Origin of the sequence: Nocardia sp. XZ_19_385, assembly GCF_015355755.1 — a bacterium.
Taxonomy (GTDB): Bacteria; Actinomycetota; Actinomycetes; order Mycobacteriales; family Mycobacteriaceae; genus Nocardia.
Genome location: NZ_JACVEE010000004.1, coordinates 458,859 through 470,777 on the forward strand (window position 1 = coordinate 458,859; position 11,919 = coordinate 470,777).

Annotated in this window: 14 protein-coding genes; 12 read left to right on the top strand and 2 right to left on the bottom strand. The window is 65.4% G+C overall.

Translation table 11 applies throughout. The annotated features are described in order from the left end of the window. Window positions 1–102: 102 nt before the first annotated feature. Window positions 103–654: a hypothetical protein gene (locus IBX22_RS31050; protein ID WP_194819304.1), complete on the bottom strand. Its 552-nt coding sequence runs from the start codon at window positions 652–654 to the stop codon at window positions 103–105. A gap of 1,215 nt (window positions 655–1,869) precedes the next feature. On the opposite strand from IBX22_RS31050, the gene IBX22_RS31055 reads away from it, so the two are divergent. After that, window positions 1,870–2,526: an HAD family hydrolase gene (locus tag IBX22_RS31055; RefSeq protein ID WP_194819305.1), complete on the top strand. Its 657-nt coding sequence runs from the start codon at window positions 1,870–1,872 to the stop codon at window positions 2,524–2,526. Here IBX22_RS31055 and IBX22_RS31060 read toward each other — a convergent pair. Next, window positions 2,523–3,428: a hypothetical protein gene (locus IBX22_RS31060; RefSeq protein ID WP_228539780.1), complete on the bottom strand. Its 906-nt coding sequence runs from the start codon at window positions 3,426–3,428 to the stop codon at window positions 2,523–2,525. The two genes, IBX22_RS31055 and IBX22_RS31060, sit on opposite strands and share 4 nt — an antisense overlap. 531 nt (window positions 3,429–3,959) lie before the next feature. Here IBX22_RS31060 and IBX22_RS31065 point away from each other — a divergent pair. The 11 genes from IBX22_RS31065 (at window position 3,960) to IBX22_RS31115 (ending at window position 11,915) form a co-directional block, all read left to right on the top strand. Then, entirely contained in the window at window positions 3,960–4,184 is a 225-nt protein-coding gene (locus IBX22_RS31065; protein ID WP_194819307.1) for a helix-turn-helix domain-containing protein, read from the top strand. Between the two features lie 145 nt (window positions 4,185–4,329). Then, a complete protein-coding gene (locus IBX22_RS31070) occupies window positions 4,330–4,728 on the top strand; it encodes a hypothetical protein (protein ID WP_194819308.1) in 399 nt (132 codons plus the stop codon). Next, a complete protein-coding gene (locus tag IBX22_RS31075) occupies window positions 4,725–5,069 on the top strand; it encodes a hypothetical protein (RefSeq protein WP_194819309.1) in 345 nt (114 codons plus the stop codon). The genes IBX22_RS31070 and IBX22_RS31075 overlap by 4 nt, the downstream gene beginning before the upstream one ends. Beyond that, a complete protein-coding gene (locus tag IBX22_RS31080) occupies window positions 5,066–5,404 on the top strand; it encodes a hypothetical protein (RefSeq protein ID WP_194819310.1) in 339 nt (112 codons plus the stop codon). Before IBX22_RS31075 ends, IBX22_RS31080 begins: the two co-directional genes overlap by 4 nt. Next, complete coding sequence (locus tag IBX22_RS31085) at window positions 5,401–6,426, top strand: DNA cytosine methyltransferase (protein WP_194819311.1); 1,026 nt, start codon at window positions 5,401–5,403, stop codon at window positions 6,424–6,426. The genes IBX22_RS31080 and IBX22_RS31085 overlap by 4 nt, the downstream gene beginning before the upstream one ends. Further along, window positions 6,423–6,800 (top strand): hypothetical protein, encoded by a 378-nt coding sequence (locus IBX22_RS31090; protein WP_194819312.1) that lies wholly within the window; start codon window positions 6,423–6,425, stop codon window positions 6,798–6,800. The genes IBX22_RS31085 and IBX22_RS31090 overlap by 4 nt, the downstream gene beginning before the upstream one ends. Then, window positions 6,797–7,768 carry a hypothetical protein gene (locus IBX22_RS31095; protein ID WP_194819313.1) on the top strand — a complete coding sequence of 324 codons (972 nt, stop codon included), beginning with the start codon at window positions 6,797–6,799 and terminating at the stop codon, window positions 7,766–7,768. The genes IBX22_RS31090 and IBX22_RS31095 overlap by 4 nt, the downstream gene beginning before the upstream one ends. After that, a complete protein-coding gene (locus IBX22_RS31100; protein ID WP_194819314.1) occupies window positions 7,765–8,826 on the top strand; it encodes a hypothetical protein in 1,062 nt (353 codons plus the stop codon). The genes IBX22_RS31095 and IBX22_RS31100 overlap by 4 nt, the downstream gene beginning before the upstream one ends. Beyond that, entirely contained in the window at window positions 8,823–10,835 is a 2,013-nt protein-coding gene (locus IBX22_RS31105) for a hypothetical protein (RefSeq protein ID WP_194819315.1), read from the top strand. The genes IBX22_RS31100 and IBX22_RS31105 overlap by 4 nt, the downstream gene beginning before the upstream one ends. Before the next feature lie 28 nt (window positions 10,836–10,863). Further along, window positions 10,864–11,454 (top strand): hypothetical protein, encoded by a 591-nt coding sequence (locus tag IBX22_RS31110; protein ID WP_194819316.1) that lies wholly within the window; start codon window positions 10,864–10,866, stop codon window positions 11,452–11,454. Window positions 11,455–11,477: 23 nt separating this feature from the next. Continuing rightward, complete coding sequence (locus tag IBX22_RS31115) at window positions 11,478–11,915, top strand: hypothetical protein (protein WP_194819317.1); 438 nt, start codon at window positions 11,478–11,480, stop codon at window positions 11,913–11,915. The last annotated feature ends 4 nt before the right edge of the window (window positions 11,916–11,919 follow it).

Consider the following 11,919-nt stretch of genomic DNA (forward strand, 5'->3'; position numbering starts at 1 on the left):
GGCTGGGACCATACACCCTGCGGCCGGACTATCGACACGAACCAATCCGCGATGTCCGTCCGCCCGGCCTGGAGGTGCGACGCAACAACTAGCGGAGGGTGCTCACGCCCGCGCCCGGATGCAGTCCCACAAACGTCCTCGCATCGAAGTGCCGTCAGAATGGCGCGCGCCGTCGATTTTTCGCAGCTCGATCTTGCTGGCAAGAATCAGTTTGGACATGCTGTCGCCGATCTTCTCTAGACCAGCGTCGTATGTCTTCGACCACATCTCGACTCTTTTCTCGCTGGGTGGCCGTGTCCTACGCCCCCGGTGGACGGGGTGATCGTCGTACTCGACGGCGCCGAGTTGCGTAGCTGCGCCAATTAGACCGTCTGCGAAGACGCTGGCCTGCAGTTCGCGGCATGCGAGTGCGACCGTCTCGGCGTCGAGCATCTCGATCATTTGGCCATTCAATGCAAGTTGACGGCCATGGGCCCGGATGCTGGATACGGAACTATGGAGGTCCATCAGAGATGTAATCTCTCGACCCGCATACAGTCGAGCAAGCTCAGCGTTCACTGCGTGAGCAATCTCCAGTGCTTCACGGCTCAGACTCATGATGGTCTCTCGCTGCCATTTGGTGTGTTCCAAGCGATTCGAGGCGGCGATGCTCATCCGGATGCCCCTGTACGTCACGGCAGCAATGACGAGAGCGCTGATCAGCGGAAGCCAGGAAGTCACAGGTCAGAGCTTCGCACGGGTGATAGGTTGGCATCGGGAGGACTCAGCTACGGATAGGCAACGGCTCGGAGGTTGCTCAGGTTTGATGTCGAGGTACTTTTGCCGCACCGAGGCCATGGCGGGGCGATCGAGAATTGTCCCGATCCTCTCTTGGTCGGCCATGTATGCCCGGTTCGGGGGCTCCGATAGGTGGGTCGGCAAGATATGCGTGCCGAATCCCGCAGCCACTGTCGCCTCAGCAGCGTGCACGGATCGGGGCTGCTGACAAACTGGCCAGCAGGTGTGCGGGCGGTTTGCAGCGCATATCTTGCCGACCACGCCCATTCGGGACGAGGTCCTCGCCGGCCCACAGCGCCCATGCATAGAACGGTCGGCAAGATATGCGTGGTTCTGGATCTCCGACGGGAGGTCGGCAAGATATGCGTGGCACCATCAGAGGCCAGCCACTGCCGCAGCAGCGTCCACGCATTGCAAGTGGGGCCGACTTAGCCAGTAGGTGCGCGGTTCGCAGCGCGCATACCTTGCCGACCACGCCCATTCGGCCCGAGGTCCTCGCCGGCCCACAGCGCCCATGTGTACAGCGGTCGGCAAGATATGCGCGGCACCATATAGAGGCCGAACGCTGCCCTCGGGGTAACACGCACAGCGACGAGCCACTCCGCCGCGTTGGCGAAGATTGCCGCAGGTTGTTTTCGCCATTGCTGATGCGGACCTGATGCGGACGCGATGCGGACCTGATGCGGATTCAGAATCCGATCAAAATCCGATCAATCAACGCCGTGACCGGCGGCTTCGCCGCCGGTTGTTGCCCTGCCCGTCCCAAACTCTCTGCGGCTTCGCTGTTCACAGAGAGTTTGGGACGGGCAGGGCAACAACAAGAAACAAAGATCAAGATGAAGGAAGCGAAAGAAAGAAGAACCACAACAGAGGGAAAGGGGAGACCACAACTAGGACCACAACAGTGGGACCACAACAGAGGGCGTGCGGGGGTTGGGCTAGGTGGCAAAGGTTCCGTTTAGAGCTACGCCGCCAGGGCGGCGTGTTCGCGCGTAGAGCTCGTTCAGGGCGGGAGTCGCTCCAGGAGGTGTCAGTAGCCTGCAGATTGACCACAAGGGAAAGGGCCCAGCCTGGCCGGGTACGGTTGGTGCCGTGATTTCTGCGGTGGTCTTCGACGTAGGGGAGACGCTGGTCGACGAGACCCGCGAGTATGGCACGTGGGCGGACTGGCTCGGGGTGCCCCGGCACACGTTCGTATCGGTCTTCGGCGCGGTTATCGCGACAGGCCGCGACTATCGGGAGACGTTCCAAGTGTTCCGGCCGGGGTTCGACCTCGACCGTGAGCGGCAGGCCCGCGCGGATGCAGGGAAGCCCGAATGGTTCGCTGAGGACGACCTCTACGCAGATGTCCGGCCGGCGCTGACCGAACTCCGCGAGATGGGAGTCTTGGTCGGCATCGCGGGGAACCAGACCTTACGAGCGGGCAGGATCCTGCGTGATCTCAACCTTCCCGCTGACTTCATCGCCACATCCGACGACTGGGGCGTTCAGAAGCCCGATCTCGGATTCTTCGACAAAGTAGTTGAGGCGGCAGGCGTACCGGCTTCGGAAATCATCTACGTCGGTGACCGTATCGACAATGACGTGGCACCTGCGAAACGGGCCGGACTCCGAACCGCCTATATCCAGCGGGGGCCGTGGGGCTGGATCCTCCGGGATGCGCCGGAGGTCGCGGAGCTGTCCGATTGGCAGATCCGCGACCTCAACGAGCTTCCGGGAATCGTTGGCGCCGAAGGCGATCTGGTCTAGCCGACGAGCGAATTCACCATGGTATGCCAGTCGTAGAGCCGCTCGTCGAGCGTCCGCACCGCAGGCAGTGAGTCCCACTGCCGCAGACTCTGGCGCACCACCTTGATTCGATCCATCGCGGTGGCGTACCAGTTCTTGCCGAGGATATCGAGCGCCTCCTCCAGGTGTTGGCACGCCTGATCGGGGTTGCTTTCCAGCACTGCCGCGGCGGCGAGGTCGGCCAGGTACACGGCGCGCTGTTTGATCGCATCCTCGGGAAGATCCCGCAGCACTTGCTCCAAGGTTTCGCGCGCTTCCCGCCCGCGACCCGCGACCATGAGCGTGTTGCCCTTGAAGCCGGCCAACCGAATTGGCGAGAACCAATCCATCCAGGCCGGTGAAGGATTGGCCTCACCGTCGTGCTCCCGGTAGGCATCCTCAGCGTGGTGTATCAGACTCAGCGCACGCCGGGTATCTCCGAACCGTGTCTCTACCTCCGCTTCCACTGCATCAAGCCAGGCAGTCATCTCCGCATTCGACCCACCGCGGCGGGCGAACGCGCGCGCCGCCCGCATTCGATCGCGTGCCTCTTCCGCGCGCGTTGCATCCCCGGAGAACGCCGGAGCAAAGGCCATATGTGCGAGCACCGCTGACCCCAACAGCAGATCGTTTGCCTCATGGGCAGCCTGGAGGGCGAGAACGAAACTTGACTGAGACAGCTCGGGCTGCTGGAGATCAAAAAACTCAAGTCGGCCCGCTAGCAAGCTGGACTCCGAAACCGCCTTGGCAAGAACCTCTTTCGCTGGCCCTGAGACCTGTGGAAGAAGCTCTACGCCCAGCTGGGCATGCTCAGCGACGGAGCGGTGGAGGAGAGCGGCCGGAAGCAGCCAGTACAGGTGCCGGTGAGACACCGTGACCGACATGTAGTCATTGGCAACCGAAGGCGGGAGCATTGTCGATCCGGCGACGAGGCGATGACTCACCGTTGACCGTGAATCGCGTCCCGCCTGCCGTCCGGGTCCCGGACCTGCTGGGTTGTTGGACTCTTCCGACCAAGGCGGCGTGAAGCCAAGTTCAGTTACTGGCCGCTTGAACAGGACCTCTAGCGCTCGAGCATGGTCAGGGTGCGGCCAGGGCGGCTCCGCCGACTCCCACCGGCGCACGGTCCGTGCAGCGACCTCGATCCGTAGCCCAATCTGTCGCGCCGTCTCGGTCACGGCCTCTGCGAGTGCCGTCTGAGATCGGTATCCCTGTGCCTGTCGCGCCGCCCGCAATGCAGCGTTTCCTGACGTTGCCATGGGTAAGAGTCTAGTCCCACATAGGGACGTAGCCGTACCCGACCCGGCAGATATGTCCTACTCGCGTCCTCATAACTGGCCTTTTTAGCGGACATTTACCGAGAGATCCTCAGGTGAACGAAGTTTCCGACTTTTGCCCACTGAGGAGTGATCCAGTTGACGACGAATCCACCGCCGACCATTGCGCCCGAAGACCTAATCAGCGTCAAGACCGCTGCAACCCTGCTCGGGGTCGACTCCAACACCATCAAGAACTGGATCAAGGCTGGCCAGCTCCAAGGCTGGCTGCTGAACGGGCGCATGTGGCGCGTCGAACGTGACGCAGTAATCGCACTCGTCCGGCCTGCGGCCCCCGGTGTCCCGAGCGGCGGTGAAGCGTGATGCGCGCTCGAACCTTCCTGCTTGCCATCGCGGCCATTTCGGTCGGCTACCTGGCCCTGACAGCTCCTGACGTTCTTGGCTTTTCGCTGATGCTGCTTGGCGCTTTCGCGCTGTGGCGTTCGAGTCGGAGGCGGGGTGTCCGGCGATGAGTATCAAGGTGAACCGCAACCGGATGTGGTCGGAGACGACACCACATCAGGCGGTGCGCATGTACGCCGCGATGGATGAGTGGGGTGTGTCGTGGCTGCCGTCGCGATTGTTGACCCGGAATCAGGCGACGACGGCCATGGTGATCGCGGAAACGGTGTCCAAGGTTGAGTCACAACGGTTCCCGGGGGGTACATCGCTGGACCAACCGGCCTCGGTCCGCGCGAACGGCTATGGCCAGGAGTGGAAGTGGATTGAGCAGTGGGCCGATGAGATCGGGCTGAACCCGCACCAGATCGTGCACGACGTCGCGTGTGATCAGGCGAACCGTCGAACGGCATCGGCCGGCGAGCAGCACAAGCTGGCCATGGCAGTGGATCGGCGGCGGTCGCGATGAGCGGGCAGTGGCGCAAAGACCCTGCCCCGCAGGGGTATACGGTCACCCGCTTCGATCGGAGCCCAGGGACCGGCCATCACGCCCTGCAGTCGATGGCGGGCCCGGAGTTCACCGGGGTCGGCGCGGTCTACGCCCCGCTGGGTGTGCTGCCGCTCGGTATGCGGTTGGCAGCCTTCGCGTTGCTGCTGCTGGTTGGGATGGCCGGGTGCACTGCTGCGTGGATCGATTACCAGGACTACACGCCATCACCGAACATCTGCCGCTCCGCGACCGCGGGGGTTCCGCCCGAGCGGCCGGGATCGTGCGTCCCCTCGTCGCAGGTGCCGGAGGTGCGGCAATGACCGCTCATAGACCTGATCGGGCCGAGTTGGTGGCATTGGAAGCTGAGAAGCGGCGGCTCAATGTTGTCGACTCGGTGCTCTCAGACATGTTGGATGCTGCCACCGACTCCAGGCAAGCCAAGGACTACCAGAACTGCGCTGGCGAGAACGAGAAGCTCGCGCACTGGGATTCGGTCCACATCGAGGTGTGGGCGGAGAGGAAGGTCGTCAGTAACCGGGCTCTCGATGTGGAGTGGGGCAAACAGAAGGCCGACGAGATTCGAGCGAGAACCGCGGCGCGCATCACCGAAGCCGTGCGACCTGCCAAGCGGCGCGGGATCGAGCGGTCGCGATGAGTACCTCCTATGCGCAAGTGGCGGGCGCGCGGTCCGGGAGCGGTCTGACCGCTACTGATCTGTTCAGTGGTGGTGGGGGTAGTTCCGAGGGGCTGCGGCAGGCCGGCTATCGGATTGTGACCGCGGCCAACCATTGGGCCACAGCCATCGCCACGCATCAGGCCAACCATCCCGACACCGATCACCGGCAGGCGAACCTGTCGGAGACCGATTTCCGGTCGTTCCTGCGCACGGATGTCCTGTGGGCATCGCCCTCGTGTGTGTGGTTTGCCCGCTCGGGTGGTCGCAAGAAGCCCACCGTCGAGGTCGAGAGGCAGCGCGCCGACGACGGCAGTATCGACCGGGCCACGGCGTTCGCGGTGATCGCCGCCACCGAGGTGCACTCCTACGACGCGGTGATCGTGGAGAACGTCACCGAGTTCATGGGCTGGGTGCTCTACCGGGGATGGCTCGATCTGATGACCGCTTTGGGCTACAGGCACCAGGTCGTTGTCCTCAACTCCGCCGACATCGGTCCGAACCCGGTGTCGCAGAACCGGAAACGCTTCTACGCCGTGTTCACCCGCCGTGGTGACGTCGACCTGACCGTGCCGCCGGTCGAGCGGACACCGGCCACCGCGATCCTGGACCCGGACCTCGGACCTTTGGTGACGCGGCGGTTGTATGTGACTCCGCAGATCGAGCAGATCACCGAGCACGGTGTGCCGCATCTGGTCACCTACCGCAAGCACGCGAAAGCGATGCGCGCCGACCGGCACCCACTGGCGACCGTGACCGCCGGCGGGAACCACCACGCGATCGCCACCCTCACCGGCGACGGTCCGACGCATCGGTTCCTGACCCGCCGGGAACGCGCACGCGCACAAGGTTTCCCGGACAACTACGTCTTCCACGGCAAGACCGTCAAGGTCGGCAACCGGTCGATCGATGAGGTCCGCACCCAGATCGGCAACGCCGTCAGCGTCAACGTCGCCCGCTGGCTCGGTGACCGCGTCGCCCAATCTTTGGGGGCGTCGTCATGAGCAAGTACCTGGATCCGGAAGGCCGCCAGCACGGGATCCCGACGTGGCCTTGGCGGATGGCACCGCAGCATCTGCGGACGTGGCGACAGCTGGACGCGGAGAACAAGCGCCCGGTCAGTGAGTACGAGGCACAAGTTCGTGGAACCGGCCGTCGTCAGGCGTATCTCTACGACTCCCACCAGACGCGGGCGAAGCGGGAAGCCTCCCCGGCGCAACGGGAGGCGTTGCAGCTGGCGCGGTGGACCCGCTCGGCCGACGCCGCAGAGCGGCGGGGTGTCGACGCGACGGACATGTGGGAGCTCATCAAGAAGGCCCGCCACGATATCGCCGCCCGCCGGGAGCCGCGGCGTCAGCGACGGGAGCGAACCCGATGAACGCACCCCAGTTCCGTACCTGCGGATGTGGCGCCCCCGGGGATTTCTCGCGCGGGATGTGCTCGCACTGCTACACCTCGACCCGCTACAAGCAACAGATCCTCGGGTCCTGGGATCCCGACCGTCTCGACCCTGCCGCCGCCCGCGCGCACCTCGAACAACTTCGGGCAGCCGGTTTGAACCAAAACCAGGTGGCACGACTAGCCGGGGTCCACCACACCGTGCTGTCGCGGCTTCCCGAGGTCGCGTTCATCACCCGCCGCACCGAACAGGCACTGCTGGCGATCCCGGTCCCCGAACACTGTGCCGAGATCGCACCGGACAAGTCGCTGGTGCCGATCACCGGGTCGGTACGCCGCATCCAAGCATTGGTGGCGTTCGGATACCCGCAAGCTCAGCTGTCCCGTGAGCTGGGCATCCAGGTCGCCAGCATGCGGGCGTTGACCGGCCGCCCCGTCCCGGGCAACAAGTCGGCTGGGCAAGAGATCACCGCGGGCCGGCATCGCCAGATCGAGAAGTTGTTCAACCAACTTCAGATGACCCCTGGACCGTCGCAGGGGGCCCGCGAACTCGGCAAGAAGCACGGATGGGCGCTGCCGTTCGAATGGGACGAGGAAAGCATCGATCATCCCGACGCCAAACCTATTCGCGCGCAACGGACCCCGAAAACGGACCGCGAAGCCCGTCAGGTCGAGCGGCGTGAACTGATCGCCACCGAGGTCCGTCAGGGCGCCACCGGTCACCTGATCGCAGACCGCCACAAGCTGGCGCCCGCGGTCGTCGATCGCATCATCTCCGAACTTGGCGGGGCCGCCGCACTTCGGCAGGCCGGCGACAACGCGGGCAGTCCGCGCCAGTCGAGGCCAGCCGACACCACCGGTACGCGGGCGGTGATCGAGCAGGCTCGCCGCGACATCGCCGGCCGCCGATCACCAGCCCGCACACGAGGACTGGAGCGAACCCGATGAATCACAAGGCCAAACTCCGCTACGCCGCATTGGAACGCACACATCGGGCACAGATTGTCGACGGGCTCCGCACCACCGGCATGGCCTATAGGGAGATCGCGCGGGCACTGGGGATCTCCCTAAGCAAGGTCGAGAAGTGCCTTGGTGAGGCAGCCGAGCTGCGCTGCCAGGGGCTGACGAAGAAGGAGATCGCGGCCGAGCTGGGCATCCCTTACGGATCGGTGGGCAGACTGCTGCCTGCCGCTCACCGACGCGGACTTTCCGGCCGCCAGGACCTGCTGCTATCGGTGGTCTCGGACATGCACGGGGTTCAGGTCGACGTTCTTGCCGAACTCATGCGGGCAGAGCTGAGCACCATCTACGAGTTCGCGACGCTGCTGATCGAGCAGGGTCAGCTGCACCCCCTGACGAGGGTCCAGCCTGGGCGGGCCTGGGTGTATCCGACTCCCCGGACTGCGTCCCGCTATCTGGGTTGGCAGGCGAAGGACTGGACACCTCCGCTGACGCACGCCAACCACTACCGAGCGGTCGCGCAGGCCCGCGCCATGCTGGTCGGCTCCGACCCGCAGCGGTGGGTGTCCGAGCGCAGGCTGCGGCATCTGGCGACGCAAGCCGCGGCGATGTCACGGCAGCCGGCGCTGTTCAGCACGGGTCGGGAACCGCGCCAAGGCCGCTTCCACATCCACGATGGCTGGTTCCTGCAACGGGTCGGGCGGGAGTTGCAGTGGTGGGCGGTCGAGGTCGAGCTGACCCGAAAAATGCCCCAAGCCATGGACATCGCGCTGCAGGGCGCGATCCGCGCGGTCCGCGACGCCGCGCAGCTCGGTGCCGCCGACCAGCTCGTCGGCCTGCTGTATCTGTGCCGCACCGCCACCGTCCAGGACGGGGTGTGGGCCGCCGTCAATCGGCTGCCGGCCGAGATCAAGGCCATCGACATCGCTTTCAAGGCACTGGATTTCGACGACGAATGGTCGACCTACCTCTCCCGGCGCGACCGCGAACGCGCGACGAAACGCCTGACCCGCAACCGACTCCACATCGCCAAGGACGCGTCATGACCAACCCGAACTGCAAACCGCTGATCACGTGGAACGATTGCGATCCGCTCGGCACCAAGACCGCCCCGCCGGCGTCACCACAGCATGCGCCGGGTCCTCCGGGACAGATTCAGGACCCGCTGCCACCCGGTGTGATTCAGCCCAAGCCACCACCGATCCCACACGTCGACGGCTGGGATATGCCGGACATGTCCACGGTCGGCGACGCGGCGATGACAGCCACGGTATGCGGGGTGGTCATTGTCGCGATGCTGGTGATGATCGTCGCCGTCGCTTCCCGGGTTCCGTTGGCGCCGCATCGGTTGCGGAACTTCGCCACCGGATCCCTGCTGCTGCCCGCAGCGTCCGCGATCGCGGGCGGGTCCTGGTCGGTGCCGGCGGTGCTGTTCTGGACCGGGGCTTCCCGTCTCACGGATGGGGAGTGGTCCGGGGTGCGGATGATGCTGGCCCTCGGGCTGCCGCTGTCGGGGTTCGCCGCCACCTACGCGTGGGCGAAGTTCCTCCACAAGACCAACACGGTCGGGTTGAAGTCCCTCGATCGCACCGAACGGGTCCGCAACCGCAGCGCCGAGCGTCGCTTCGCCGCCGCGGTCCGTGCCGCGAGCAACGGGGCGCCGTTCAGCGTGGGCGAGTCGATCGTGCTGGGACCGCTGGCGGAACGGAAATCGGCAAACCCGCTGGGGCTGTGGACCGAGCTGACCGCGCGGCATCAGTCGTGGATGACCCTGCCCCACAAGGAAGCCCGCCGCCACTACGCCATCTTCGCAACCACCGGTGGCGGCAAAACCGAGCTGCAAAAGCGCTGCGCACTGGGCACGTTGGACTACGAGTGGCGGGCCTGGCAGCGGTGGAAGGACGTGCCCGGAATGTCGGGCCGTCATCCGCGCCCGCTGCTGGTGGTGATCTCCTGCAAGGGCGGCCAAGACGACGTCGACCTCGGTATCGAGCTGCGAGCGCACGGGCTCGCGATGGGTATCGAAGCCGACCGGATCGCGTTGGTGCCCTTCGGTGACCGGCTGGAACTGTGGCAGACCATGACCGCCCGGGAAATGCAGGCCGTCGTAATCGACCTGCTCGGTGTCGGAGAGGCCACCACCAGCGAAGGCCAGCACTTCGACGAGATGCGCCGGCGCATCGTGTCGCTGGTCGTCGGTGCACCTTGCGGACCGCCGCGGTCCTCGGCGGAGTTCCTGGACCGGCTGAACCCGGACAAGATCAAGGACCTCTGGGGTGGCGCCCCGGATGTGGTGCGGCAAGTCGACGCGCTGCAGGACGAGAAGGTTCCGCAGATCGATGACGCGCTGATCCGCTGCTCCAACCTGTTCGACCTGCTCCAGGACCCGAACGGGCAGATGGTGTTCGACGGCGGCCGCGACCTGGCCGACCTGGACATGCTGTATGTGACCGTCCCTGGACTGGACAAGGACGCGGCCCGCGCCCAGGTCTCGGCGATCCTGCGGATGATCATGCAAACCGCGGGCCGTACCGCCAAGACCCAGCGTCGCAGTGTGTCGCTGCTGCTCGATGAGACCAGCGCACTGACCACAAGCCAAGGCGCCCTCGCGTTGGAGGATGTGCTCGAACGTGGACGCTCGCAAGGTGTTTCGATCGGGCTGTCGGCTCAATCGCCCGAAGGTGTCGCGCTCAGTGCCTGGAAGTTGGCGCGGCTCTTGAAGGCGTGCGCGGGCGGGATCCTGCTCGGCTACATCGAGAACGCCGGCGAGCTGTGCAAGCACTTCGGCTCGATCCGGCACATGCTGCCCACCCGACACCTGATCAAGGGCCAACGCCACGGCGACGAAGGCCAAGTTTCCGTCGGTGAGCAGTGGCTGGTCGACCCGGACCGGGTCCGCAAATTCCAGACCGGCCAATTCGTCTACGCCAAAGCCGGACACGCCCAATACGGACAGATCGTGCCCGTCCACACCAGCCAGCTCACCCCGCTGCCCGGGACCCGGCTCGCTGACAACGCTGCCCGCACAGCGACCACTCGCCCTGTCGCGGCCTGAAACCGAATCCGATTGGAAGGCAACAGCAATGCGCATCATCCGCAATAACGACCACAACGACGACGATCCCGAGGACTTCGACGGACCCACCGACCCGCAGCTCATGGGCGAAATCCTGGCCAACGAAGCCTCGGACTTCCTCGCCGCCGCCGCGAGCAGTGCACCGTTCCACATCGGACAGGACGCACCACCCCCGCCGGCGGAACCAGCACCGGCGAAACCGGCTCTGCGGCTGGTCAAACCCGATACCGCGACCCTCGAACCCGCGGCGCCCGCCGCGCGCCGGCGAGGTGTGCGCCCGCAGCTGCTGCGGGCCGGGATCGGCGGCTCGCTCCTCATCACCGCCCTGGTGGTGGTCGCGGGCTGGGGTGAACCGCTGATCGTGGGCGGCCCACTCGCGGTCTACGGCCTCGGCTGGATCACCTACCTGTGCTGGAACGCCGCGCTGCGGCCGCCGCTGACCCAAGCCGTCATCGCCGTCACCGGCGCAACCGCCGCCGGGATCGCCGCAGCCTGCAGCGCCATCACCCACAAATTCCGGGCCGGGATCGGCCACCTCGAAACCGCCCGGGACCGCCACGAAACCACCCGCACCGGCCCCGTCCCGCCGGCGCTATAACCCACGAGAGGAACCGAAACACCATGAACCCCAACGAGAACGAACCGATCCTGCCAGCGCCTTCGGACCTGTACCGGCGGATGGCGAAGTTCTACAACCACATCGATCAGATGCGCGATGAACTAGGGCGACTCACCGGCGAATACGCCGATCTCGCGCACTCCCCAGAGTCATTGGCTGTCGACAACCTTGGTGCGCCGATCACTCCGATCGACGCCAATGACGCGGTGCTGTCGGCTCTCGAGGCTGCCGAGCAGCGGCTCTACCGGGTCCAATCCGCGGTCGACGTCGCCCACGAGCATGCCAGCCGGTTGAAGCTCACCGACGCTGCAGCAGAGCACCGCGACCAGCAGCTCGAACGGCAAGAGCGCGGCGAACACGAACCCGATTTCCCGCTCTTCGACAACGACCTGCAGCAGGCCCGTGACGACCGCAGCCGTGGCCGGCGTCGCACCCGATAGCCCC